The organism is Chryseobacterium sp. POL2 (assembly GCF_011058315.1).
GTDB lineage: Bacteria > Bacteroidota > Bacteroidia > Flavobacteriales > Weeksellaceae > Soonwooa.
Genome location: NZ_CP049298.1, coordinates 616,963 through 642,158 on the forward strand (window position 1 = coordinate 616,963; position 25,196 = coordinate 642,158).

At 33.9% G+C, this 25,196-nt stretch carries 23 protein-coding genes; 11 read left to right on the plus strand and 12 right to left on the minus strand.

Features of this window, described 5'->3' with window-relative positions:
• Positions 1-16: 16 nt before the first annotated feature.
• From G6R40_RS02930 to G6R40_RS02950, 5 genes are all read right to left on the minus strand, one after another.
• The gene (locus G6R40_RS02930) at positions 17-304 is read right to left on the minus strand and encodes a hypothetical protein (protein WP_165131301.1); all 288 of its coding nucleotides are present in this window, start codon (positions 302-304) and stop codon (positions 17-19) included.
• Positions 271-705 (minus strand): transposase, encoded by a 435-nt coding sequence (locus G6R40_RS02935; RefSeq protein WP_165131303.1) that lies wholly within the window; start codon positions 703-705, stop codon positions 271-273. Before G6R40_RS02935 ends, G6R40_RS02930 begins: the two co-directional genes overlap by 34 nt.
• 103 nt (positions 706-808) lie before the next feature.
• Positions 809-2,704: a hypothetical protein gene (locus G6R40_RS02940; protein ID WP_165131305.1), complete on the minus strand. Its 1,896-nt coding sequence runs from the start codon at positions 2,702-2,704 to the stop codon at positions 809-811.
• A gap of 45 nt (positions 2,705-2,749) precedes the next feature.
• Positions 2,750-3,397, minus strand: a complete 648-nt coding sequence (locus tag G6R40_RS02945; protein ID WP_165131307.1) for a hypothetical protein — start codon at positions 3,395-3,397, stop codon at positions 2,750-2,752.
• A 122-nt stretch (positions 3,398-3,519) separates the two neighbouring features.
• Positions 3,520-5,097, minus strand: a complete 1,578-nt coding sequence (locus G6R40_RS02950) for a helix-turn-helix domain-containing protein (protein ID WP_165131310.1) — start codon at positions 5,095-5,097, stop codon at positions 3,520-3,522.
• A 407-nt stretch (positions 5,098-5,504) separates the two neighbouring features.
• Here G6R40_RS02950 and G6R40_RS02955 point away from each other — a divergent pair, with 407 nt between their 5' ends.
• Positions 5,505-5,783: a hypothetical protein gene (locus G6R40_RS02955; protein ID WP_165131313.1), complete on the plus strand. Its 279-nt coding sequence runs from the start codon at positions 5,505-5,507 to the stop codon at positions 5,781-5,783.
• Here G6R40_RS02955 and G6R40_RS02960 read toward each other — a convergent pair.
• From G6R40_RS02960 to G6R40_RS02985, 6 genes are all read right to left on the minus strand, one after another.
• Positions 5,750-6,775, minus strand: a complete 1,026-nt coding sequence (locus tag G6R40_RS02960) for a YhcG family protein (protein WP_165131316.1) — start codon at positions 6,773-6,775, stop codon at positions 5,750-5,752. The genes G6R40_RS02955 and G6R40_RS02960 overlap by 34 nt on opposite strands.
• 75 nt (positions 6,776-6,850) lie before the next feature.
• Positions 6,851-7,195 (minus strand): hypothetical protein, encoded by a 345-nt coding sequence (locus tag G6R40_RS02965; RefSeq protein ID WP_165131319.1) that lies wholly within the window; start codon positions 7,193-7,195, stop codon positions 6,851-6,853.
• A gap of 4 nt (positions 7,196-7,199) precedes the next feature.
• On the minus strand, positions 7,200-8,468 hold the full coding sequence (locus G6R40_RS02970; protein ID WP_165131322.1) for an SPFH domain-containing protein: 1,269 nt from the start codon (positions 8,466-8,468) through the stop codon (positions 7,200-7,202).
• 21 nt (positions 8,469-8,489) lie between these two features.
• On the minus strand, positions 8,490-9,737 hold the full coding sequence (locus G6R40_RS02975) for a hypothetical protein (protein WP_165131325.1): 1,248 nt from the start codon (positions 9,735-9,737) through the stop codon (positions 8,490-8,492).
• 1 nt (position 9,738) lies between these two features.
• The gene (locus G6R40_RS02980) at positions 9,739-10,125 is read right to left on the minus strand and encodes a hypothetical protein (RefSeq protein ID WP_165131328.1); all 387 of its coding nucleotides are present in this window, start codon (positions 10,123-10,125) and stop codon (positions 9,739-9,741) included.
• Positions 10,126-10,181: 56 nt separating this feature from the next.
• Positions 10,182-10,631 (minus strand): DUF6591 domain-containing protein, encoded by a 450-nt coding sequence (locus G6R40_RS02985; protein WP_165131331.1) that lies wholly within the window; start codon positions 10,629-10,631, stop codon positions 10,182-10,184.
• 849 nt (positions 10,632-11,480) lie between these two features.
• Here G6R40_RS02985 and G6R40_RS02990 point away from each other — a divergent pair.
• The 3 genes from G6R40_RS02990 to mph all read left to right on the plus strand — a co-directional run bounded on the left by G6R40_RS02990 (position 11,481) and on the right by mph (position 15,478).
• Entirely contained in the window at positions 11,481-13,055 is a 1,575-nt protein-coding gene (locus G6R40_RS02990) for an IS1182 family transposase (RefSeq protein ID WP_165131100.1), read from the plus strand.
• 310 nt (positions 13,056-13,365) lie between these two features.
• A complete protein-coding gene (gene mef(C) / locus G6R40_RS02995; RefSeq protein WP_085286200.1) occupies positions 13,366-14,589 on the plus strand; it encodes a macrolide efflux MFS transporter Mef(C) in 1,224 nt (407 codons plus the stop codon).
• A gap of 4 nt (positions 14,590-14,593) precedes the next feature.
• On the plus strand, positions 14,594-15,478 hold the full coding sequence (gene mph, locus G6R40_RS03000) for an Mph(E)/Mph(G) family macrolide 2'-phosphotransferase (RefSeq protein WP_078213155.1): 885 nt from the start codon (positions 14,594-14,596) through the stop codon (positions 15,476-15,478).
• A 946-nt stretch (positions 15,479-16,424) separates the two neighbouring features.
• Here the strand turns inward: mph and G6R40_RS03005 are convergent.
• Positions 16,425-17,576, minus strand: a complete 1,152-nt coding sequence (locus tag G6R40_RS03005; protein WP_228455901.1) for a metallophosphoesterase — start codon at positions 17,574-17,576, stop codon at positions 16,425-16,427.
• Between the two features lie 313 nt (positions 17,577-17,889).
• Between G6R40_RS03005 and G6R40_RS03010 the strand changes: the two genes are divergently transcribed.
• The 7 genes from G6R40_RS03010 (at position 17,890) to G6R40_RS03040 (ending at position 25,117) form a co-directional block, all read left to right on the plus strand.
• Positions 17,890-18,450: an RNA polymerase sigma factor gene (locus G6R40_RS03010; protein ID WP_165131334.1), complete on the plus strand. Its 561-nt coding sequence runs from the start codon at positions 17,890-17,892 to the stop codon at positions 18,448-18,450.
• Entirely contained in the window at positions 18,434-19,114 is a 681-nt protein-coding gene (locus tag G6R40_RS03015) for a hypothetical protein (protein WP_165131337.1), read from the plus strand. Before G6R40_RS03010 ends, G6R40_RS03015 begins: the two co-directional genes overlap by 17 nt.
• A gap of 9 nt (positions 19,115-19,123) precedes the next feature.
• The gene (locus tag G6R40_RS03020; protein ID WP_165131340.1) at positions 19,124-20,218 is read left to right on the plus strand and encodes a hypothetical protein; all 1,095 of its coding nucleotides are present in this window, start codon (positions 19,124-19,126) and stop codon (positions 20,216-20,218) included.
• Positions 20,219-20,436: 218 nt separating this feature from the next.
• A complete protein-coding gene (locus G6R40_RS03025; protein ID WP_165131343.1) occupies positions 20,437-20,832 on the plus strand; it encodes a hypothetical protein in 396 nt (131 codons plus the stop codon).
• A gap of 10 nt (positions 20,833-20,842) precedes the next feature.
• A complete protein-coding gene (locus G6R40_RS03030) occupies positions 20,843-22,021 on the plus strand; it encodes an acetyl-CoA C-acyltransferase (protein WP_165131346.1) in 1,179 nt (392 codons plus the stop codon).
• A 155-nt stretch (positions 22,022-22,176) separates the two neighbouring features.
• Complete coding sequence (locus tag G6R40_RS03035; RefSeq protein ID WP_410497368.1) at positions 22,177-23,580, plus strand: alanine/glycine:cation symporter family protein; 1,404 nt, start codon at positions 22,177-22,179, stop codon at positions 23,578-23,580.
• A gap of 103 nt (positions 23,581-23,683) precedes the next feature.
• Positions 23,684-25,117, plus strand: coding sequence for an MFS transporter (locus tag G6R40_RS03040; RefSeq protein ID WP_165131352.1), 1,434 nt, complete (start codon positions 23,684-23,686; stop codon positions 25,115-25,117).
• The last annotated feature ends 79 nt before the right edge of the window (positions 25,118-25,196 follow it).

Below are 25,196 nucleotides of genomic sequence, written 5' to 3' on the forward strand. Positions count from 1 at the left end.
TTTTTTCGTTATTTGCTTATAATAATTTAATCACTTTATATTCTGGGTTTTCTCCTTTGTTATAAAAGATACTTCTGTATTCTATCCAAAAAACATATTCTGTGAGCGTAATATCTATCACACAGTCTTCTTCGAAGATAAAAGCAATTTCGTCCATGAAAATTCCGCATTTGTATTTACGATAAAACCAGATTTCTGTGTGGGAATTTTTACCAGGCTTTCCGTACTTTTTTTCTATATCTGTTTTTGTTTGGTTTAGATGCTGCTGCACTAGCGTTCGGAGCTTTTGTGTTTGCTTATCCATTTGTATAAAGTTGTTTTAGGGATTCTGTAGCGTTCCATTATTTGGTTTTTAGTCATTTCTTTTTTTTCTATCTGTTCCAATATGAAATCGATGATTTCTTTGGTATAGATATTTTTTCGGAACTGCGGTAATTTTGACTTTACATTATTTTTTTTATTCTTCTCAATTGTTGATGGTGGTGCGTATAAAATAAGATGCTGACTGTAAACTCTGAAAAAATCATACTCCAATAATTTGCTCCATCTCAGGAGAAGTTCTGTATCCAAGCTTTTACTTTGGTACATTTCTGTTATTTTCTTTTCTGTACATTTCATAAAATTACAGATGCGGGATATTTCGATTCCGTTTTCTGTTACTCTTTGATTGATGAAAGAGCCAATATGGATGTCTTTGAAGTTCATTTTATTTTCATCTTAAATTTTAAATTACAGTTTGGGACATTTAGAAAAACGCCCCAATACTGTAATTCATCATTGTTTGTGTTTAGAATCGTTTATTGTAATTCTATTTTTTGATTAGAAGATTAATTTGTTCTTGTTGTGTTTTTACAAGAGCTTTTAAATCATCGATTTGTTTTTGCTGTTCAATAGTGTGCAAATACAATTCTTCTACTTTTTCTAAAGTCTGTGTGGAAAGTTCTGTTATATTGAAAGAATATCCATTTTCATTTTTTTGTAAATCTTTAATAGAAGTTACACCAGGTAAGTGATGATTTTCTTTAATAAAGTTTTCGGTATCATAAATTGATTTGAATTTATAACTAGAATTAATGCTAGAATTTCCACTGAAATAATCTTCGAAAACGTAATCTGGATAATTAGCGCCCGCCGTTTGGATGCTTCCATACACGCGTAATTTTTCCGATCCAACTGGTGTAAGTGTTGTTCCTCTAGCTGCTGCACTAGGCGCACCAATGGCTACCCAATTGTTGGTACCAGTTGTTGCAATTGCTAATGCTGAATTTAAAGCTGTTGCGTTGTTACCACTTCCAACTTCAAATATTGCATTAGTGTAGTTCGCATTAAACTTTCCAAATGCAGTAGAATAATCATTTGTTAGATTAAGATAATAACCAGAGGCGGTAGCTCCAACAATTTTTTTAGTAGTACTGCCTAAAATATTGTAGCGCCCCGTTACAAAATTGAATGATCTTATTGGGAAATCTGGCCCATAGATATAGTTGCCATCACCTGCGGCAAAATTACTAAATCCAGAATCGATGGTATTATTAGTTCCTGCGATGAAACTTCCGTTTGCATTATTCAATAACTTGTTACCAGCTCCGCCTACTACAGTATTTGTGCCCAAAACCGTATTATTAGTACCAAATACTGCATTGTTAAAATAGTTTGATCCAGAAGCGCCAACTTTATTCTCTTGTCCTGTAACTAAATTGTTATTACTATAGACCACATTAGAAGTACCTCCTACTAAAGTGAAACCTCCAGTTATATTGTTTTTAGTACCAAAAACAGCAATACCATTAGATCCTGCGTTTATTACATTGCCATACCCAGCTGCGAAGCTATCTCCCGCATTTAGTACATTGCCATAGCCAATTGCACCAGAACGAACTTGGTTAATAGTATTGTTTTCTCCAACTGTAAATGCACTATTTGCCGATACTATGTTACCGAATCCTCCTATCAAAGAATTATTTGCTGTACTGGTATTATTGGCTCCGGATACCAAACTTGTTCGGCCGCCCACTTTATTATTGTACCCAGTTGCAAATGTATAGACGCCAGTATTTTCATTTAGAGTACCAAAAGAAGTCGAATGACTTCCGCTAGCAATATTTTCTGAACCAGCAGCAAAACTGTTATCTCCTACTGCTCCTCTTTGTCTCGCTCCGAATCTTACAGAGCCATATACATCCAAGCGTACTCCATCTGGATTATCAGCTTCCGTAGAAGTTGTAGTACCATCATACACAGAATTGCGGCTAACTCCCACAGATCCCATTTGGTAGATGCTCTGCGTATTCGAAGTAGCTGGCGTTTGTGTTGTAATATCATTCCAAGGCTCTTGGTAGGCTGCTGGCGTACTAGGATTTGCAATTTTCATCCAACGACCAGCGGTTCCTTGCGTTTTATCGAAATAGTAATACCCAATTGAGGTTACATTAAATGTTTTATCTGTTGCTGTAGTAACAGGAGCTGTTGCGTAAATGATTGTTGCGTCTTGATCATTTGTATATAGTGCATCTTTAGCCTGCAATTCGTTACCAGTAAGTCTCGGCGCGATGAAGCCATCAATTCTTGTATTTATATTGGGAGATGCCACAACGTCCATAGTTGCTGCGGGGGTTGTTGTGTTCACTCCAACTCTGCCTTCTTGCGCGTAATATAAAGATGCAATTAATAATAGTGAACCAGCTGTAAATTTTGTTTTTAACATTTATTTTGTTTTAATATTTTTAAATAATTGAAACGGTTATTAATTTTAGGAAAAATTTAAAACTGATGGAGGTGGACGTGTTTTAAAAGTAGATTTTACACTATGTATTAAACGTATATTTTTATAGAAAATACCTTTATTCGAATTTTTTAAAAGTATTTTGATCGATTCTTCAAAAAAAGCATTTGGAGTTGATTTTGAATTATGTTGTGAGCTTTGAAGTGCTGCGTAAATACTTTCGAAACTAGATTTAATAGCTTCATCAGACTTTCCACCGATAAAATTGAAGTTGGGTTTTTTCTCAAGAGCAGTAATTTCTTTACTGTATTCGGATTTGCGCGTTTTGTTTGTTGTTGCTAATTCTTCTTTGAAAATTGCTTTTTTCTGAGGATTTTTTAAGACAATAATTTTTGTAGAAGTGATGTTTTCTGCATTATAAATGCTTGCACCTTTTGAAACATAAACATTGCCAATTTGGTCTTTAGAAGGAACAATTGTAATTTGTGAAATACCAACTATTTTGACATCTCTGGATTGGTATAGTTGAGCAAAAGTAAATTGGAAGTAAAATAAATAAAAAATACACAGTACCCACTTCCCTAAAAAAGCAGATACTGCGCAATTTGTAGTTTTTAAATTCTTCTTTATCAATCGTATTTTTTCAATCACAAAAAGACAAATAAGAAATGACATTTAAAAAGCTTTTACTGACAATTAAACGCTAAAATGAAAGCGTGAAAATTAGTTATAATATTGATAATCAGTACACTTTATTTGTAAAGCTTTGTTTTGGTATTATAGTTTATAACTTGTTGTTATTTCTTTTCTTTGCGTAATAAATCGATGTATTGAGAAGGCGAAATACCAGTTTTCGTTTTGAAAACAAGCGTGAAATGACTGTGCGAACTATATCCGCACATATCAGCAAGTACAGCGATTTTGTAATTCAGATATTCAGGATGTTCTCGTAAAGTGGCACTTATATAATCTATTCTCAAAGTGTTGAGGTAACTATAAAAATCTTCATTTCTATATTTCTTAAGAATATAGCTCAAATTTCTGGGTGTGATTTTTAATAGTGCTGCTAATTGGGTTGCGGATGCATCTTTTGATGTAAATAACAATTTTTCTTCAAGTTTATCAAGCTTTTTTAAAATATTTAGTTCGAAAATGTTTTCATCTTGATGATCTATTTCTGATATTGATTTTGGTGTAATATTTCCATCTAAAGTATTTGATTTTTGTTCTTTCTTTTTGTCGATATTTTTAATTAGCCTTTGATAGTTATACTGTAATTTTTTGTTTTGGTATTTGTAATAAAGTAATATAAATGTGATAATTAAGATTAAAATTACTGAAATCAAAAGATACAAAATGCGATTTTCTTTTTCATTTTTCAACTTTAAATTTTTATTTTCTATTTCTTTCTTCACCACTTGTTTAGTTGATTCAGTTTGGAAATTCTGAATTTTTATTAATGCTTCATATATTTCGTTTTTCTCCTCTGGCGTTTCAAAAAGTCCGCTAGCCTGCATTTCTAAAAGAATGCTTTTAATAGAAGATTTATTTTCTGTTAAACTTACTGTTTTGTAAGATTTTCTGAACCATTGTTTGGCACTAATTTTATCATTTTCTTTTAGTGCTATTAAAGCTTTTACTAAATAGTATTGCTCTATAATATATGTCGGTTTTTTGGTGCCTAATTCGTCATATAATTTTTCTACAATATCTAAATGTTTTAATGCAGTACTTAGATTGTTGCATTTTATGTTTAAATAAGCTAAAGTAATATTCCCAAATATTAGTAAGCTTTTTCTAGAAACTTCATCATCAAATTTGTAATCTTTATTATAAACATCAAGTGCTTGTTTTCTATAAGGAATTGCTTCGCAATATTTTTCCTGAATTTCATAAGATTTTGCTATCAATTGTGGAATTGCAGTTGCTTCATTAGCATTTTGTATGTCGATTGTTTTTTTTATTTTATTTATTACATTATTAGCTTCTGTTGGCAAACTGGCATAACTATAGCTTAATGCTAATAATGCATTAATGTAGATTTGCATCTGTTTTTTATCACTTGGTTTTGTGTAATTATCATTAGAATCTATATATTTATTAGCTTTTTCTAAAAAAATGATAGCTGCTAGGTAATCTCCATCTTTGTATTTCCCATCTCCCATATTGTGATAGGCTTTAGCAAATTCCTCATTGGTTTGCGCGTATTTACGCATTTCGATACCATTATTGTATATTTCTACAACATTGGTAAGCTTGCGTTTTTCCAAAGAATCAAATACTCGTTTTTTTTCTAGAGTGATGTTTTGTTGGGAAAATACGGGAATAATGGATATTAGGAATAAGGTGAAAATAAATTTTCTTATCAATTTCATTCAACTTCTATTTTATTTTTCAAAAATAGAGAAAAATATCTGGAAAGATTTAATTCATAGGAAATAATATAGCTGAAATTAGCTTTTCAGAGTAACCTTGGCGGATAAGCTCTTTTGCAAAATAGGGAAGGGACTTAGCAAGGAAAGATTTTGCAAATGTGCTAATGAGCGTTGGCAAAAAAAAGCAGCGGGAAAAAGAATAAATTTTGCGTTGGAAATGTAAAAAAAAATAAGAAGAAAATAATTTTAGGAAAACTTCTTCTATTGAAAAATCGTTTTTGCAGCATTGCATATAACGGTTCGGGGCTTGGCGACAGTGGCGGAAATAGAAGCGCAAAGTTTCATTTTTGCACAACAGTAGCATAAGCCATTTTCTATTTGCTAAATTACAAAAAAAGGAAATAAAAATGGCTTATGCGGTGATAGAATTACTGACGTTGAATTTTGCACTTAACCCGCCATTTCGCCAAACCCTTGTTACCTGCTGGCCGTCTTTTCTTTATGCTTGTCTGCTTATTTTATTTTTTTTTAAGCGTTGGCAATATTTTAAAACAATTTTTTTAGGGTTGGAAAAGCAAGCTCTTTTGCAATTTTTGGCTTTGTGCGGTTGGCTTGTGCGAATTGCAAATGTGCTTGCTTTAGCGTTGGCTTATTATTCTTCCAAGTTCATTTGCGAACGAATTTGAGTGATTTCTTGTATCAGTTCTTCCTCTGTCGGAATGTACAATTTGTATTTTGTCGCAAATAGTTTTTGATTGTCGTTTAGAACGGAATAGCGAACTTCTGCTCGGTCTTTTTCCTCGCAAAGTATAATTCCGATTGTTGGGTTATCGCCTTCGGTTCTTTTCATTTCGTCATACATTCTTACATACATATCCATTTGTCCAACGTCTTGATGTGTGAGTTTCCCGATTTTCAAGTCAATCAAAACAAAGCATTTTAAGATGTAGTTATAAAATACCAAGTCGATATAGTAATGTGAAAATTCTGTATTGATGCGTTGTTGACGAGCTACAAAAGAAAATCCTTTTCCAAGTTCCAATAAGAATTTCTGAATATTATCTATAATCGCTTGTTCGATTTGGTTTTCGCTGTATGTCTGCTTCTCTTTTAAATCGTAAAAATCCAAAACAAGTGGGTCTTTCAGTATAAAATCTTGCGGATTTACAGCCAATTGTTTTGAATTTTCTGTATTCAGTTCGTTCAAAGTTTCTTTATGTGTCGAAATCAGTCGCTCGTAATAATGTTTGTCCACTTGTTCGTCCAAAAAGCGTGTATTCCAAGCATTATCAGCCGCTTCGTTCATATAAACTTCTCTTGCTTTCGGATTTTCGACCCGAATTAGCGAACGATAATGTGTCCAACTCAATTCTTTACGCAGTGCGTAAACATTTGGAAATTGCTGGTAAAATTTACGCATATTGGTCAGATTTGCATAGGTAAAACCTTTGCCAAACTCATTTTGTAAGCGTTCTGAAACTGACTTTAACAAACCTTTTCCATACTTGGCATATTGCTCTCCGTCTTGTTCTTCCACAATTTTTTGCCCAATGTGCCAATAGGTTTCAACCATTGTAAAATGGGCCGTTTGATATACTTTCTGACGAGCGTTGAGTATCAATTCTCTCGAAAATTGATACAAATTACTGTTATATGCTAAGTTTTGCTGTTCATCCATAAGACAACAAATTTAAAAAATATTGTCCTAAAGAATGATTGTAGAACGTGATTACTTTTTCGTTACATCAATTTTTTATTGCTTGGCTTTTCCGATAGAGTATGAAATCAATCCATAAATCAAAAACAAAATTCCGTTTACAATGATATAGCTTGCTTCCTTGAAATCCATAAACGAAAATATGACATTGCTGATTAAAGCAATAGTAAAAAATATTGCCGAAACAGTTCTTATCAACGAGGTGGTTCTTGGTAATTTAAAACTAACTCCAATGGTCATCGTTAAGGTTATTATAAAAAAAAATAAACTGCCAAAAGTTAGCAAGTCTTTGTTTACACTTGTATTAAAGACAAAGAAACTGTAAGCGATTAAACCGCTTACAGCTATTGCAATGATTGTTTTTATAAAATCTAATTTCATAATTTTAAATTGTTGGTGGCGGTGGTGGAATGGTTGAAAATACACTTGCAAGTTCAGGGACATTACTTGCCAATTCCCAAGCCGACATTCCCTCTTTCCAAACGTGATGCTGTTGTGTAAACTGTCCGTTTGGTACGGATAGTTTCAGTTGTTCAATTGTAAATTGTCCTAATTGTTGTCCGTTCAGTGCAACGTGATAGGTTGATACAGGCGGTGGTGGCGGTGTGTTATTCATATTGTTCATCATTCCGCCCATTTGGTTACCCATTGCTCCGCCAATTCCCATACCAACCATTAGTCCCGCTGCATTTAATCCGCCTCCGCCACCTAAATCTACATTGCCCATTCCCCCAAGATTTTCGGCTGCAGTTTTTAGCACATCTGTTTGTTGATTGAGCTGATGAACGGCAAAGTTTTTACCTTCAACACCCATTTCCATATCTTTTCGTTGGATACGTGTGGTTTCGGATAGGTTTTCTATTTCAATATCCGTTTTGGCTTCGGCAAATTTCGTTTGTTGGTCGGCAGTTGTCTTTTTGAGTTGTTGATAATGCGGATGCTCTTTATCTAATTCAATTGCTCCAATGTCCAATCGTTTTAGATTTACGCCAAAATGGTCTTCCAAATCGGTTTTTATTTTGGATTGGATGATGTCGCTTATTTCGTCAATTTTTCTTTCAATTTGCATTACAGGAATATTATTGTCCTGTGGAGTATTTAAGATAACCGATTTTGCTTTTCGCTGAAAAAAATCTTTGATTTGCTTTTTGAAATCGTCTAAATCAAAATTAACCAAACGGTTGAGTTTGATAAAGTTTTTGTAGTCAGTCAAATTAAAAGTAAGTGTTCCACGAACGGCACAAGGAACACCTAAATCTATAAATCTCGGGTCGTACAAATCAAAATACGGAATACCGAATTTGATTTGTACATTTCCCGAAAGATTGATGAAATAAATTTCTGCCTGAAATGGCGAACTTCCACCAAATGCTGTGCCTACAATGTTTGTAAGAATAGGGAAGTTGGCTGATTTTATAGTTTGGTCGTGCGGACCGTGTATAAAATCCTGCATAGAACCGTCATTTTGTTTGTAGAAAAATACGGCAAGTTCTCCGTCTTTTACTCGCAAACTACTTCCGTAGCGTATTGCATTTTCTTTGTTGGTAGAATTGGCAGAGCCTGACGGTCGCCATTTCCAAACCAAATATTCTTGTTCATCACAACGAATTACGTCCATTAATCCGCCTTCTGACTTTTTGCTGAATAAGCCCATTTCTGAAATTGTTTTTTTGGTTTATAATGAATATTCACTTTCTATTTCTGCTCGTTTATCTTCGGGCATTTGGTTATTTATCGCTTTTTTCTTTTCGATGAAATTTTTGAATGTTTCTCTTTCGATGCTTTCCAAATCCCAATCGGAATTCGGACTTATTTTAGTCCATCTTAATTTTTCAAGCTCCATCTTTAATTTTGAATATTCTTTATTTTTCAATAAAGGTTCTAAATCCTCTAATTTTTCAGTCAGTTTTGAAAGTTGGATTTTACTTTTGATTTCTACTTTGTGTTTGTTATCTACTTCGTCCAACAATTTTTCTGCCTCTTCGTATTGTTTATTCTCTATTAATTTTTCGGCAGAATTTGTTACAGAAGTGTAGGTATTGTTTCTATTGTCGTCTATTTTTCCAGAGATGATATTCCAAATGACAAATCCTAAAATAATTATAATTCCTGCACCCAAAACCCGAAACACTTTTTTTACATTTTCTTTTGTGATGTTTCTTGCATTTTCTACAATATTTTGTATTTCGGCATAGGTTTTTGTGTCGTTTTTCATAGAGATTGTCGCTTTGGAATTAATCTGCTCTATCTTTTTTAACCATATTTTATTCCAAGCATTTTTGTATTTGGTGTCTTCCGAAAATATCGTCAGATAAGATGACGAATTGATTTTACTTGCAGAAAGTGTCAGAAATTCCAAAATATTTTCCTTTGAAACAGGTACAGGATAATTGAGTACCAATTCTTCTTTTCTGGCATCAGTAGTTGACCATTTCGCTGGTTTTGCAGTAGAAAGAATAAGTTGGAATCCTTTGATAAAAATTAAAACAGGCCAAAAGAACAACCATAACAAAACAGTTCCAATCCCGATATTACTTTTAGAGCTTTGTTCATACAATGCTGTTGTTCGAGTTGCTTCTACTTCATCAAGTTTTTCAAAAAACTTAATCACGCTTCCCGATGCTTCTATATTTCTAAATTCAGTACCACAATCCGAACATTTTGTAGCAAAACTTTCTGCTATTGCTCCGCAGGCAGGACATTTTTTTACATCGCCCAACTTATCCGATTTTGGAGAAGCTGCGGTTTCTGTTGTTTTGTTTTTTGTCTTTTCAAAAATTCGTGCTTCCAAAACCATTTCAAATTCGTCAAGGTCAATTCCTTCGGCTTCAGCTTTTTTGAACAAGATTTGTTTTTCTTTTTCGGTTAATTCTCCGTCTGCTAATGCCAGTTCAATGAGTTTTTCTATTTGTTCGCTGTACATATTATTTTTTAGATTTGGTTACTACTTTTTTATACTCGACAGTTTCTTCGGTTTCGTAATTTATCAAAACCAATTTTGTAGGTGTTAATTCGCTGATTGTCCATACATCGTCAAAACAACCGCTACATTTCACGAACAAACCAACAAGGTCTATTTTGTGATCTTTGTGGTTATATCTTTTAATTTCGTAAGGCAAACCTTGTTCTAAAGTACCTTGCTGAAACTTCTGGAAAAAGGACATTTCTTTTACTGTAAAGCTGTGGTTCTTATATTTTGGTGAGATACAAGTCCACTTGCCTTGAATGTTTTGGTAATCACTTTTTATCTGGGTTTGAGCTGAAACAAACAAGCTGAAAAACAATACGAAAAGTGTAGTTGTTATTTTCATTCTGATTAGTTTTATAAAAATCGGACAGAAGAGTTTCTCATCTGCCCGATAGCTTTTTAATACATACTTGATGCTGCTTGTGTTAATTTGGCTTGGATTTTAAGGAATTTAGCCATTTGAGCCGAAGACATTTCGCTTTCTGCCTTCTCCATTTTCTCTGACAAATCGGTTGCCTTTTCCATATATTCTGCATATTCGGTCATTGCAGATACATCTCCGTCTTTGGCTTTTTTCATCAATTTGATGTATTGGTCAACGTATTCTTCGTAACTTTTTAGGTACTCATCAATATTATTATTCCCTTTTGGGGTAGAAACAACTTCTTCTTTTTCTTCGGAAATTTCATCTGTTGGTCCGTCTGTAATTTCTTCTGTATCAAAAGAAGAAGTTTCCATTTCGGTTGTCGGCTCGTCAAAAGAAGTTTCTTTTTCCGTTTTGTTTCCACACGCTGTGAATGTTAATGCGATTGTCGCAAGAATTGCTAATTGTAAATTTTTGATGTTCATTTTATTTATGTTTATAATGTTAAATATTCTGATTTATATAGTATAGAAATACAGTTTTTCAGCAAAAGTATAATACGATACTGGTGTTTCCTTACGGTTTTCCGTAAAGTGAATATTTTAGGGTGGAATTTTTTGGAGTGGAGTAGTGTATGTTCTTTTTCTGTTCATTTGGACTTTCGGTATTACTTCGTTGTGCCGATGTCCTACAAAAAAAACGTGGGACAGTTGCAAACTCGTAAGTAAGGGAGTCGAAGCCCTGAGAACAAAGTAAAGCAAAAGCCCACGCCGTAGCGTGAGCGTTCTGACTAAACTTCCCTGTTCTCTATAAAATTTCGACTTTTTACTTACAGGTAGCGTAGCAAACGCAATATGTTATTTTATAATTTTATCTTTTCGTTTCTATAATTTTTTTGTTTTTAATTTTTGCAAATGTAATAAATATTTATGGTCTTGTTTTTAGAGCGTTGGCAAAAAAATGGCTCTTTTGGTTTTTTGAAGCATTGGCTTGTGTGTCAGCAAAAACCAAATGTGCCATTTATGCGTTGGCTAAAATTGTTTTAAAATGTGCGTTGGCAAAAATAAAAATAACTTCAGCGGTTGTTTTCTGTTAAATTTTCCGAAGTTTCGATTTAAGACGGCTGTTCAAATCGGCTTGCAGGTAACGTTTTGGGGCTTTGCGATGGTGGGGCAATCGAAGCACAAATCTTCAATTTTGCACAAAAGTTGAACCGAAGAACAACAGTTGAACTTTGCAGTTTCGCCCCACTATTGCAAAACCCTTGTGCTTGTTGCACAACTCAAATATACAAATAAACTTGTATAAAAACGGGATATTTCGTAAATTGATGTATGCAAGGAAAGAAGAGTTTTACACCACAATTATTTGTTTCGGTCAATTTATTAGACCTAGTTCCAGAGGATAATTTTTATAGAAAAATGTTATCCGAACTCAATTTAGATTTCATTTATAAAGCAACTCAAAAGTATTATGGTAAGGAAGGACAAGAGAGTATAGATCCTGTTGTTTTCTTTAAGATATTATTGGTGGGATATTTAAACAATATCAATTCAGATAGACAGTTGATAGCTTTTTGTAGTGATAGCTTGTCGATAAGATTGTTTTTAGGTTATGATGTACATGAGCAGCTTCCTTGGCACAGTACCATTAGCCGAACTCGCGGTTTGTATGGCGAAGAAGTCTTTTTAAACTTGTTTAAAGAAGTCTTGAGAATGTGCGTTTCTAAAAATATGGTTCGTGGTAAACGACAAGCGGTGGACAGCGTTTTCATCAAAGCTAATGCTTCTATGGATAGCTTGGTAGAGAAAGAAGTTTTAGAAGACGCCAGTGCTTTTGTAAACGAACTAGAAGAAAACAGCGAATACAAAGTAACTACCACCCGCAAGAAACTCGTTGAACGCCACCATGATTGGAAAGCAGAAGCGTATAAAGGAATGCCAGCAAATAGCAATAGTAGACAGATAGATGAAAACGGCAATCTCATCCGTCCCAAATACCTATCTAATCACACCCATTATTCTCCCACAGATAGCGATGCTAGAGTGAGTGTAAAACCCGGCAAAGCGCGACAATTAAATTATTTTGGACAAATCGCAGTTGACGATGCGCACCATGTCATTACAGGAGCGTGTTCAGATTTTGCGGATAAACGCGACAGTCAGTGTTTAGAACAAATTGTAGAACTCACAGAAGAAAACCTAAAGGAAAACGGAATAGAATTACAAGAACTTTTAGCCGATGGTGGTTACAGCAGTGGCGAAGCATTGGCGTATTTGCACGAAAAAAACATCAACGCCTACATCCCTAACTTCGGACAATACAAATCAGAGCGAGAAGGTTTTACTTACCACAAAGAAGAAAACTATTATCAATGCACAAAACCCGAAGGTAAGCAAGCTAAACTGCTTTTCAAAGGCGAAAAAATGGATAGTAAAGGCTACACCAAACGAACGTACCGAAGCAGTGAAACAGATTGCAAAAACTGTCCACTAAGAGAACAATGCTGTGGCAAAAGCACCAAGTTTAAAAAGCTAGACGACAGCATCCACAAAGAACATTACGACCGTATGCATCAAAAACTCACCCAAAACGAGAAATATGCCAAGAAAATGGTTAGAGTGCGAAGCAAAACGGTAGAACCCGTCATTGGAACGTTGATCAACTTTACCAACATGAAACGAGTCAACACTCGAGGCATCAAAAACGCAAACAAACATGTACTGATGGCAAGTTTAACCTACAACTTGAAGAAATACATGCGTTTTACCATTAAAAAACCAAGTATTTTAGCCCAAGTTCTATCTCTAAAACAAGGGAAGAACTTTGCTTTTTCAAAACGCGCCTTTTCAGTCTATAAAAACTCGATTTTAAGCTATTCAAATTCTAGAATTTTGAACTACAACTAAAAAAAAACCTCTCTAAAATTGCTTCTAAAGAGGTCAAAATTTCATGTTTTTGAAAACTATTTTCTAAAAAAAAGGAGTTGTGCAACAGTTACCCTTGTTAGCTGCTGGGCTTAATTTTGCTAAAATAGCTTATTTTTTGAGATAATAATTTGTACTTTTGTGGCTTCACTTCCAAAAAGTATACAACACGTGGCAAAGCCTTGGATTAAATAATTATTAGGGTAATTCTCTTCAAAACCCACTTTTATGGTATAGTACTCTATTAGTATTATGCTACAATTATTTTGTTGTATAATTTAATCAAGTTTTTATGGAAAACCGTAAATGGTTTAAGACCTATATGTTTATATGGGCTGGACAGTTTGCTTCAATGCTTACAAGTTATGCTGTTCAGTTTGCTATTGTTATATGGCTTAGTCTGGAGTACAAGTCAGCCGAAGTTTTAGCCTACGCAGGAATAGCAGCTATGTTGCCTCAAGCATTGATAGGCTTAATAGCAGGTGTATATGTTGACCGTCTCAATCGTAAATATGTAATGATTTTTTCGGATGCTTTTATAGCTCTCTGTGCCCTTTTGTTACTCGTCATTTTACAAAATGAAAATGTTAATCTTATATGGATATACATTTTATTGGGTTTACGCTCTGTTGGTAATGCTTTTCACGCTCCGGCACTACAGGCAATTGCTCCGCTGATTGTACCCCAAAATGAATTGATAAAGGTAGCAGGAATTAATCAGGTGTTACATTCGGTTTGCAGTATTGGTGGTCCTGCCATTGGCACATTAGCCATTGCTTATCTTCCTATTTCAAAAGTATTGTACTTGGATTTGATTGGAGCATTGCTGGCTATTCTTTCACTCGTGATGGTGAAAATTCCCAATGTGGTTGCGAAGTCAAAATCGTCTGCACATTCTATTGCTACAGAATTTTCGGAAGGGTTTCAGACTGTTTCAAAAAACAAAGGTTTGCGTTATCTTTTTCTTTATGCAATGGCGATAACCTTTGTTATAATGCCAGCTGCCATTATGTTTCCGTTGCTCACAACAGGGCATTTTGCAGGAGGAAAATGGGAGATAGGAATTGTAGAAGTGGTTTGGGGCGGAGGTATGCTTATTGGCGGTGTCATCCTGAGTATTTTCAAATTGAAAGGCTCAAAAGTAGTCGCAGTCAATGTTATGTATGTATTATTGGGACTTACATTTATTTTGAGTGGTGTATTACCTGCAAGTTGGTTTGTAGGATTTGTGATGGTAACAGCCATTGGCGGTATCAGCCTGTCTGTTTTCAATGGCTGTTTTACAGCAATTGTACAAACAGAGGTAAGTCCTGAAAAATTAGGACGTGTATTTTCACTTTATTATAGTTTGGCAGTTTTGCCAAGTGTAATCGGTTTATTATTCACAGGCCTGATTGCAGAAGTTATTGGTGTAAACATTACGTTTATCATAAGCGGTTGTTTGGCAATCCTTGTGGGTATTCTTTCGTTTAGCACTCGCAACTTAATGCAATTAGGTAAAATCAAAAATATTTAAAAAAATGAAAAATAGAGATATTCAAAAATTAGCGGAAAGAAATGGGTTAATTCTTTCGGATGAAATGAGTTTTAATGAAATGGGAATTGATTTTAAGGTTGGTTTCGCTACAGATAGGGATGGCACAAAGTGGTTGTTGCGTATTCCAAGAAGAACAACCTTAGGCGAACAGATTGCGAATGAGAAACGCATTCTTCAATTGGTGTCGAAATACCTTTCGGTTCAAGTTCCTGATTGGCGTATAGCTAATGAAAAACTGGTAGCCTATCCTTTGCTCGATGGAAAACCTGCACTTACTTATGATGCGGAGACTTATGAAGTAACCTGGAATATGTCTAAAGAAAACGACCTTTATATACCATCATTAGCGAAAGCACTTATAGAACTTCATTCAATTCCTACGGAAGAAGTACTTCGTAATAATCTAAAAGTTTTGACACCTGAACAGGTTAGAAATGAGATTTCTGAAAGATTGATTTTGGTGAAATCTGAATTAGGGATAAATGCCGAATTAGAACTTCGGTACCAAAAATGGCTGGATAATGATGCCTTATGGCCGAATTTTACAAAATTCATTCACGGTGATTTGTATGCAGGTCATACACTTACTCATCATAATGGAGAAGTTTGTGGAATTATTGATTGGTCAACTGCACAAGTCAGCGATATAGCACAAGATTTTTCAGGTCACGTTACTGTTTTCGGTGAAGAAAGTCTGAAAAATTTAATTTCGGCATACGAAAAACAAGGTGGAGAAGTATGGGATAAACTGTTTGAACAAGCAGTTGAACGAGCTGCTGCCGCACCTCTAGCTTATGGATATTTTGCTTTAGAAACACAAGATGAAATTCATCTTAGTTCTGCAAAATTACAGTTAGGTGTTGAGTAGATTTTTTTTAGTAGGGGCTGACACCTTAATCGGGTCAGCTCCCTATTATTTCAAGGGATGTTTGTCTATTAGCGTTGTTGTGTAGCCTTGCAGCTAACGGACCGCGGCTTTGCGAAGTGCGGGAAATTGAAAGGAAAAATTTTCAATTATCACCAATATTAGCAAAACCACTTTTGTTTTGACGAATTTACAAAATTTGTTAAAACAAAATGGATTTTGCGGATTATTTTGAAAAAAAGTCTAAGTTATATTCTCAGCCCGCATTTTGCAAAACCGTTGTTGTACGAAGGCGTTTATCCAATATTATTAGAGATCAGAAAATGTGAGACTAGTTCTATTATAATTATTATGTTTCGAAGCTGTATCGTGTCTTCTCCAATATTAAAAAAACACCTATTTGGTTCAAAAGATATTTAACAAGCATATCAGAATAACATCGTTTTTCCCAGGATAAAACACAAAATATTTCTATGCAGAATTTAAATAATTATAGTTGTATTCTCACGAATTTTGTTAGAATATATCTTTTGATTACTCAAAAATACCAACTGGAAAAAATTGAAACTATTTCAACTTTGGAAAATATTGTTGAGAAATAAATAAGTGTTTTTTAATAGAGTAGAAGTAGAAAATAACTACAAAAATTTGTAAATTATTAGATATCTAAAACTCAGAATTATAACTGAAAAATAGTTCTACTTAATTGTATTTTTCTAATTATGAAAACTTCCCCAAACGCTTTCGTACAACGTTTTGGGGCTTGGCGTCAGTGGCGGAAATTGAAGCGAAAAGTTTCAATTTAGCGTCACGGTAAGCAAAAGCCAATTAATTGAATAAATTTAAGAAAAAAGTCAATATAATTGGCTTTTTGCGGAATAGAAAGCCGAAACTTTAATTTTAGCCTTAACCCGCCATTGCGCCAAACCCTTGTTAGCTGACGTATTTTTTAGAGTTTTGTTTTCGTTCCTTTTCCGTCAAGTTTATATTCAATTCCATTTTCGATTAGTAATCCTTTGGTCTTTTCAGAATTTTTTTCTTGTCCGTGTTTTACATCTGTGTTTATCGTTTTGCCGTTAAATTCTTTTGCTATGTCTTCCACAACTGAATGTCCGAAAACAATTTTGTCAGCTTGGTAAAATTTCAATACTTCGTTGAGTTCATTTTCCTTTATTTTGTCGTAATATTTATAGTCTTGTGAAAGACCACGATACCAATAAACTCCTTTTTTACCTGTTAGAAAATTTTCTACTTTATTATTTTCTTCTTCATCATAAAGATTTTTATCCCAATTCTTTCTTACTATTTGGTTGATGTCAGAAATTGAAATTTTGTATTTTAAAATCTCTGGACTTAAACCTGCGTGAACGAAAATATAGTTTCCAATTTTCTCAATTACATTTTTAGAACGCAACCATTTTCCTAATTCTGTTTTGTCTGAATATAAATATTGAGTAGCAATTTTCAGACTGTCATTTTTGCTAATAAGCTGTGCAACACGTTTGTATTTTTTATTGGCATAGCGGGGATTTCCTTGAAAATTCATTATTTCGTGGTTTCCTAAAATGTAATGCACTTTTCCGTTGTACTTTATTGCTTCTTGTTCAAGTTTATAGATGAGCCACAAAACCTGGGTTACATTTTCTCCTCTGTCCACAAAATCCCCGTTTAAGAGTAAATGTCCGTTGCCAAAAGTCCAATTAAAGTTTTTATCAATTACTCCATTGTTGATAAGGAAACTTGAAAGGCCGTCAAAATTTCCTTCAATGTCAGAAATAACAACCAGTTTTTCAGGTAATTCGTAAAATTCAGGTTCGGAAATTATACTATCTTTGAGTTGAAATTCAAATTGGTCATTATCTGAATTACCTACATTTACAATTAGTTTTTCTTTTCTGTCGATATTTTTGTTTAGTAATTTATTTTCTTTTGTTACTTCGTAAAGTTGATTGTTAATTATATAAGGTCCATCAACTCCATTAAGATTATATTTTTCCTGATAATTTATAAAAATTCCAAAATCTCTATCTTTTTCAAATAACGCTCTTAGTCCAGACCATTTATCACGAGTTCCATCTTTGTGTTCTAAATTGAACCCCACAATTAAAAGAAAGAGAAAGATAAATCCAATTAAGGATAAAATTCCGTATGTTATAATTTTAAAAATCTTCTTGATTGGTGGACGTTGTTTCATAATATGTCAGCTAACTCTCAAATATACGCATATATTTTATTCAACCAAATTTTATTTTGTGATTGTTAATGCGCTGTTAGGAAGTTATACAAAATGCGCAATTGGAAATTGTCTATAAAGAATGCGCAGTTGCGCATTCTTTATATTTCAAAAAAAAATTAAAAAAAATTATATCTTAGGCAACCTTTTCTTTTTTTGCTCGTCTTTAGAGTAGAATCTTATGAAATCAGACTTTCAACACATCTTCAATTTGGCGCAAAAACAAAATCGCCACGCTCAGCAACAAATTTTTGAAATGTTTGCTGACAAATTTTTGTTTGTTGCTTCCAGCTACGTTGGCAATTTGCATGACGCCGAAGATGTATTAATGCAAGCTTTTTATAAGGCTTTTACAAAAATCGAGATGTGTCAAAATGCGCAAGTTTTCGCCGCTTGGCTTCGTAGGATTGTTATTAATGAATCGATTTCTTTTGTTCGGAAAAAACAAAATATTTTGTATGTCGATTCAGAATTTATTGAAAACAAAGCTGATGAATTTGAAGATGAAATATTGGAAAACGACGCACAAATCGACGTCCAAAGCTTAATGAAAGCTATGCCAACGGGCTACAGAATTGTTTTTAACCTTGTCGTTTTTGAAGAAAAAAAACACAGAGAAATTGCTGAAATTCTCAATATAACGGAAGGTACCAGCAAAAGTCAATTCAGTAAAGCCAAAAAATTTTTAGTCGATTTTATTTCACAACAAAAAAAGGAAAAACAAAATGTTGAAAAATCTTAAATCACAATACGAGCAAGAGAAACGCTCTGTTTCGCCTGATATTTGGGAAACATTAAAAGATAAGTTGGCGGATTCTCATGCTAATCCAAAATCAAAAATCGAAGGCAAATCGCGAAAAAAAATATTGTGGTGGTCGGCTGCCGCAGTCATTATTTTGATAGCGTCTTTGGCTAAATTTAATTTGACTAAAGATTTTCCAAAGCAAAATACAATTCTCGCTGTTAAAGAAAATAATACCGTTTTAGAGAAAAACGCCTCACCCAATCAAGACCTAAAAACATCTGAAAAGATTAAGTCTATTGATAATATTGAAAAACAACATTTGGTTCAAAATCAAAAAAACACTGAAATTTCAGAAAAAAAAATCATCGTTTCAGAAGTTCCAAAACAAATGTTGTCAACTGTTGAAGAACCACAAGTTTTAGCAGAAAATTCCAAAACCGAAACACCAAAACCCAAATATATTTCTTCCAAAGATTTACTTTTTGGGATTGAACTTGACAAAACCAGAAATGACCAACAAAACAATCAAAATTCGAAATTAGGAATGACGGATTATAAAACTCAGAATTCAGTCAAGGATTTCGATGAAAAACTAACTCCCAAAAGTTTAAAAATTCTTGGTTTTACAATATTTGACAAAGATTCTACAATTAAAAAATAAACAATTTATATGAAATCAAAACTACTCATTCTAGCATTACTCTCCAGTTTTGTTAGCGCTCAAACTACGCTCGAAACTCAAATTAAAAACTATTCTAAAAGCATCGAAAATATGATTGCTAAAGAGAAATCCAAAATGAAATCCGAAATCCAACAACTGGAAGAAGCCTACGAACAAGGAAAGATTTCAAAAGAAGAACTTGTTTCTGAAAAAGCCAAAATCTCTGAAAAATACGAAACGATTATCAATGACAAAATCGAATCGCAACGTAGCAAAATGGATAGCATTACCAAATCCACCGTTGTAGCTTCTGTATTTGGGATTAATACCAAAAACAATACTCAAAATAACAAGAATTATAGCATAAGTACTGGCTTTATAGATATCGATGTTAATACTAAAAATGGGGAAAAGAAAAATCCAAAAGATCTTATTAACACAAGTAGTTTGAGCCTTAATTATGGATTACTGAATTTGACAAAAGAAAAGGTAAGTATTAATCCTTTCGAAGAAGATTCGCAGATGCGCATTGGCAATTCGCATAGTTTTGAGCTTCAGTTTCGTAGAGATTTGCAACTTGGATCGACTTCCAGTCCGTGGTTTTTACGTTATGGTTTTGCTTATCGCACCGATACTTATATGCCAAAAAGGCCATTGGTTTTTGTGCAAAATCAGCAGGATTTATCATTAGAAAATTTTGAAAATGGAAAACTAAAACGATCCAAACTTCGTAATGTGTATTTGACTTTGCCAGTGGAATTTCAGTTCTTAATAAATCCAAAATATACCGAATATGAAGGCCAATCTTACATCGATGGACGCAAAAAAACTTGGAAAATAGGAGTGGGCGCCTACGCAGGCCTCAACACAAGAAGCATTGTGAAAGTTAAATATTATAATCCCGAAGGCAAGTTTGACAAATACCAATATACACTGGACGAGGGCGTTAACAGCTTTTTGTTTGGTGGAAAACTTACTTTAGGTTACGGAAGTCTTAACTTATTTATTAAAAAAGATTTCACACCAATTTTTAATGATAAAGCGCAAATCTCTCATAAAAATGGAATCCAAGTCGGTATAGAATTGGTTAACTTAGATTTTTAAATTTATGATTAATCTATTTATTAAATTTTTCTTTTTTATATTCGGAGTTTTTCTTTTGGCACAGACAGAAATCAACCATTATTGACAAAGTCATTGTAAGATTTGGAAAACTAAAAGATAAATTGATTGGAGAAAAAAATCGTCTAAATTCTAAATATCATGAAACATACTTTCCCGAGTATGTTTTTTTTTTGTATTTTGGCAAAGCATTTAGCAACATGAAAAACATACAATTAATAGGCGTTATTTTGGTTGTCATAGGAAGTTTTCTTCCGTTACTAAAAATACCTTTGGTAGGCAATTGGAATTATTGGAAAATCGATCCTTATCTTGTGAGTATCATATGGATTCTCTGTGCTTTAGCTTTATTTTTCATTCAGAAACAAAAATTAAAAGCAACAAGAATAGTTTCGGGAAGTCTTATTTTTTTATTTGTCTTTACAATTATCGCCATCAAATTAAAATCTTTGGATTTTTTTAGTTTTTTACCTTTTAAGTCTTGGCAAAGTGCTTTTGCGGGAATTGTAAATTTATCTTGGGGTTGGTTTTTCGAGTTTGCAGGTGCAGCTTTAATGCTTTTCGGAATTAATAAAAATCAAAACTTAAATAATTAAAATTAATATAATGAAAGAAGTATTTATAGTTTCCGCAGTGAGAACTCCAATGGGAAGTTTTATGGGAAGTTTATCAACAGTACCAGCAACCAAATTAGGAGCTACTGCTGTAAAAGGAGCTTTAGATAAAATTGGCTTAGATCCTACACAGGTTCAGGAAATCTATATGGGGAATGTATTGCAAGCGGGGGAAGGACAAGCACCAGCGCGTCAGGTGGCTTTAGGAGCGGGACTTTCTAATCATACACCTTCTACAACAATTAACAAAGTTTGTGCTTCAGGGATGAAAGCGGTTATGATGGCTGCTCAGTCTATTAAAGCGGGAGATCAAGACGTTATTGTTGCTGGTGGTATGGAGAATATGTCTTTAGTTCCTCATTATTATAACGCAAGAGTTGCTACTAAGTTAGGAGATATCAAAATGTTAGACGGAATGGTTTCTGACGGTCTTACAGATGTTTACAACAAAGTACACATGGGCGTTTGTGCAGAGAAATGTGCTACAGATTATAACTTCACAAGAGAAGATCAAGATAATTTTGCAATTGAGTCTTACAAAAGATCTGCAGCAGCTTGGGAAGCAGGAAAATTCGATAACGAGATTGTTCCTGTAGAAATTCCTCAAAGAAAAGGAGAGCCTATCATCTTCGCTCAAGATGAAGAGTATAAGTCTGTAAATTTTGATAGATTACCAACTTTGCCAACGGTTTTCAAAAAGGAAGGTGGAACGGTAACTGCTGCGAATGCTTCTACATTGAACGATGGTGCTTCTGCATTAATCCTTGTTTCTAAAGAAAAAATGGAAGAATTAGGATTAAAACCTTTAGCAAAAATCGTTTCTTATGCGGATGCAGCTCATGAGCCCGAAAACTTTACAACTGCTCCTGCAAAAGCTTTACCTGTTGCTCTTAAAAAAGCTGGTTTAGAAGTTTCTGATATTGATTTCTTCGAATTTAATGAAGCTTTTTCTGTGGTTGGTTTAGCAAATAACAAAATTTTAGGTCTTGATGCTGCAAAAGTAAACGTAAACGGTGGAGCAGTCGCTTTAGGACATCCACTAGGAAGTTCTGGATCTAGAATTATTGTAACATTAATCAACGTATTGAAACAAAACGCTGGTAAATATGGTGCTGCAGCGATCTGTAATGGTGGTGGTGGTGCTTCTGCAATCGTTATTGAAAATATGTAATATTATTTTTAAATAGATATTTATAATCAGACTCTTTAAAAGGAGTCTGATTTTTTTTCTTAAAATTATAGATCATTTTTATAATTTATTTCTGCTTAGAGGGCTTATTTTCATAAAAAAAGTTAATTTAGAACCTTCAAAAAAAGATAATCTAAATTATGGATGAAATACTAGAACTAGTTAACAATATTGTATGGAGTAATACTTTAATTTTTTTATGTCTTTTTTCGGGTGTATTCTTCTCCATCCGAATGCGATTTCCACAGATTCGTTATATCCGCGAAATGTGGAAATTATTGTTTAAAGGCTCAGCTTCAGAAAAAGGAATTTCTTCTTTTCAAGCTTTTGCATTGGCTATTTCTGGGAGAGTAGGAACCGGAAATATTGCTGGTGTAGCTACCGCGATAGGAATGGGGGGTCCTGGAGCCATTTTTTGGATGTGGGTGATTGCATTTTTGGGAAGTGCTTCTGCAATTGTGGAAGCTTCACTCGGACAATATTATAAAGAAGTAAAAGATGGACAATATCGCGGTGGGCCCGCTTTTTATATAGAAAAAGGCTTGAAACTAAAATGGTACGCGATAATTTTTGCTGGAGTAACTATTTTAAGTACCGGCCTTCTTTTGCCAGGTGTACAAAGTAACAGTATTGCCATAGCGGTAGAAAATGCTTTTGAAGTTCCTACTTATATCACTGGAATTGTTGTGGCGTTAATACTTGGTGTAATTATTATTGGTGGCGTTAAACGTATCAGTACTGTTGCAGAATTTGTAGTTCCATTTATGGCAGGTGGTTATATCTTAATGGCTTTGGTTATTATTGGGATTAATTATCAACAAATTCCCGCTGTATTCAAATTGATTTTTGATTCCGCATTAGGCATTGATTCTGCTTTTGGTGGAATTATAGGAATGGCTATTGCTTGGGGAGTAAAACGTGGAATCTACAGCAATGAAGCTGGACAGGGAACTGCTCCTCACGCTGCTGCAGCTGCAGAAGTTTCGCATCCTATGAAGCAAGGTTTGGTGCAAGGTTTTTCTGTATATGTAGATACTATTTTTGTGTGCACCGCAACCGCTTTAATGATTTTATTTACAGGAATGTACAATGTTCAAAATCCTGCCGGTGGATTTATTACCGAGAATATTCCCGGGGTGAAGATGGGAGCCGATTTTACGCAGTATGCAGTGGCGCACCATTTACCTTCTGTTGGGAAGGCTTTTGTAGCTATTTCTTTGTTTTTCTTTGCCTTTACTACCATTATGGCTTATTATTATATTGCCGAAACCAACATCAGCTATTTACAGAAAAAAGCAAACAGTAAAATTTACATCAGAATTTTCCAGGGGGTTATTTTAATATCTACTTTTTACGGTGCTGTGAAAACTGCAGACGCCGCATGGATGTTAGGAGATATTGGTGTTGGATTAATGGCTTGGCTGAATGTGATCGCAATATTATTGATGCAAAAAAAAGCTATGTTCCTGTTTAAGGATTATGAGAAACAGAAAAAAGAAGGCAAAGATCCTGCATTAGCCTTAGAATCTGAACAAAATTAATTTTTAAATAAACTTGTGTTAAGTCACATGTTTGAACTTTAATTTTATATTTGTTAAATATTTGAAAATTTTAAACGTGAGTATTAAAAACAATCCGAAAATAATGAAGGCCTGGGCGCTGTATGACTGGGCTAACTCTGTATACTCTTTAGTAATTACATCGACCATTTTCCCGATTTACTATTCTATTTTAACAACCGCTTACGAAAAAAGCGAATATGTTGAAGAAACAGGAAAAACAATACAAGTTCCTGTAAGACATTTGATTGAAATTTTTGGTAGAGAATACCAGCCGGACGCAGTATATGGTTATTCTTTGACCTTATCTTTTGTCGTAGTCGTTTTGTTATCGCCTATTTTATCTTCTTTGGCTGACATTATCGGAAACAAAAAATCATTCCTACAATTTTTCTGTTATTTGGGAGCAACTTCATGTATGGGATTGGCTATGTTTACAGGTATGGATACTGTATGGTTAGGCCTATTATTTAGTATAACCGCAAGTATCGGTTTTTGGGGAAGTTTGGTATTTTATAATTCATTTCTTCCCGATATTGCCACACCAGACAAGCAAGATGCGCTTTCTGCCAGAGGTTATGTGTATGGTTATATTGGCTCGGTAATTTTGGTAGTTATTTGTTTGGTATTAATCCAAGTTTTAGCAAAAGACGCCGAACAAGCAATATTATTTACAAGAGTTAGTTTCCTATTCACGGGAGCATGGTGGTTTGGCTTTTCGCAATATACCTTCAAGCATTTACCAAAATTTGGAAATGTTAAAGACCAATTACCCAAAGATTTGGTATTGTTAAATCATAAAAATTTATTCAAAAGTCATAAAAACAACGGCGGTTTTTTCTTTGTCCTAAAAAAGAATATTATTTTCTATAAAGATATTATAAGAGAAAGTTTTAAAGAATTATACAAAGTTGGAAATCACCTTTTTAAAGACTCCAATTTGAAGTTCTTTTTATCAAGTTTCTTTTTCTTTAGTGTTGGGATGCAGACCATTTTTTTAATGGCAACATTATTCGGAAAATCAGAAATTAATCTGGCACAAGACAAACTGATTTTGACTTTGTTGGTGATCCAGATTGAAGCCATTATTGGTGCGATTATTTTCTCACGACTGAGTCGTAAAATTGGAAATAAAAATGTCATTTCGATTTGCATCGTTTTATGGATTGTAGCCTGCCTTTCAGCCTATTATCTCAACAAAGAAAATCCAAATGTAGAGTATCAATTCTATGGTGTTGCCGCGATTGTTGGTCTTGTTATGGGTGGCTTACAAGCGATGTCGAGATCAACTTATTCCAAACTTTTGCCACAAGATGGTATGGAAAATACAACCTATTTTAGCTTTTACGATGTTTTAGAAAAATTAGCGATTATTTTGGGAACTTTCATTTTTGCAACTTTGATTGAGCATTTCAATAATATGCGTTATGCAGCCTTGTCAATGACGATTTTCTTTGCAATAGGCTTGGTTTTAATCAGATTTTTAAAAGTCAATATCAATAACGAAAAAGCAGCGTAATCGATTTCAATTCACTTCATAAAGTGGAATTAAATTTGCTTATATCATAATAGATTTTTTTTAGTAAATTTGCAAAACA

Coding starts and splice junctions, on each gene's coding strand:
- G6R40_RS02930 (WP_165131301.1), bottom strand. CDS start 304: ATGGATAAGCAAACACAAAAGCTCCGAACGCTAGTGCAGCAGCATCTA.
- G6R40_RS02935 (WP_165131303.1), bottom strand. CDS start 705: ATGAACTTCAAAGACATCCATATTGGCTCTTTCATCAATCAAAGAGTA.
- G6R40_RS02940 (WP_165131305.1), bottom strand. CDS start 2,704: ATGTTAAAAACAAAATTTACAGCTGGTTCACTATTATTAATTGCATCT.
- G6R40_RS02945 (WP_165131307.1), bottom strand. CDS start 3,397: ATGTCATTTCTTATTTGTCTTTTTGTGATTGAAAAAATACGATTGATA.
- G6R40_RS02950 (WP_165131310.1), bottom strand. CDS start 5,097: ATGAAATTGATAAGAAAATTTATTTTCACCTTATTCCTAATATCCATT.
- G6R40_RS02955 (WP_165131313.1), top strand. CDS start 5,505: ATGGCTTATGCGGTGATAGAATTACTGACGTTGAATTTTGCACTTAAC.
- G6R40_RS02960 (WP_165131316.1), bottom strand. CDS start 6,775: ATGGATGAACAGCAAAACTTAGCATATAACAGTAATTTGTATCAATTT.
- G6R40_RS02965 (WP_165131319.1), bottom strand. CDS start 7,195: ATGAAATTAGATTTTATAAAAACAATCATTGCAATAGCTGTAAGCGGT.
- G6R40_RS02970 (WP_165131322.1), bottom strand. CDS start 8,468: ATGGGCTTATTCAGCAAAAAGTCAGAAGGCGGATTAATGGACGTAATT.
- G6R40_RS02975 (WP_165131325.1), bottom strand. CDS start 9,737: ATGTACAGCGAACAAATAGAAAAACTCATTGAACTGGCATTAGCAGAC.
- G6R40_RS02980 (WP_165131328.1), bottom strand. CDS start 10,125: ATGAAAATAACAACTACACTTTTCGTATTGTTTTTCAGCTTGTTTGTT.
- G6R40_RS02985 (WP_165131331.1), bottom strand. CDS start 10,631: ATGAACATCAAAAATTTACAATTAGCAATTCTTGCGACAATCGCATTA.
- G6R40_RS02990 (WP_165131100.1), top strand. CDS start 11,481: ATGCAAGGAAAGAAGAGTTTTACACCACAATTATTTGTTTCGGTCAAT.
- mph (WP_078213155.1), top strand. CDS start 14,594: ATGAAAAATAGAGATATTCAAAAATTAGCGGAAAGAAATGGGTTAATT.
- G6R40_RS03010 (WP_165131334.1), top strand. CDS start 17,890: ATGAAATCAGACTTTCAACACATCTTCAATTTGGCGCAAAAACAAAAT.
- G6R40_RS03015 (WP_165131337.1), top strand. CDS start 18,434: ATGTTGAAAAATCTTAAATCACAATACGAGCAAGAGAAACGCTCTGTT.
- G6R40_RS03020 (WP_165131340.1), top strand. CDS start 19,124: ATGAAATCAAAACTACTCATTCTAGCATTACTCTCCAGTTTTGTTAGC.
- G6R40_RS03025 (WP_165131343.1), top strand. CDS start 20,437: ATGAAAAACATACAATTAATAGGCGTTATTTTGGTTGTCATAGGAAGT.
- G6R40_RS03030 (WP_165131346.1), top strand. CDS start 20,843: ATGAAAGAAGTATTTATAGTTTCCGCAGTGAGAACTCCAATGGGAAGT.
- G6R40_RS03040 (WP_165131352.1), top strand. CDS start 23,684: ATGAAGGCCTGGGCGCTGTATGACTGGGCTAACTCTGTATACTCTTTA.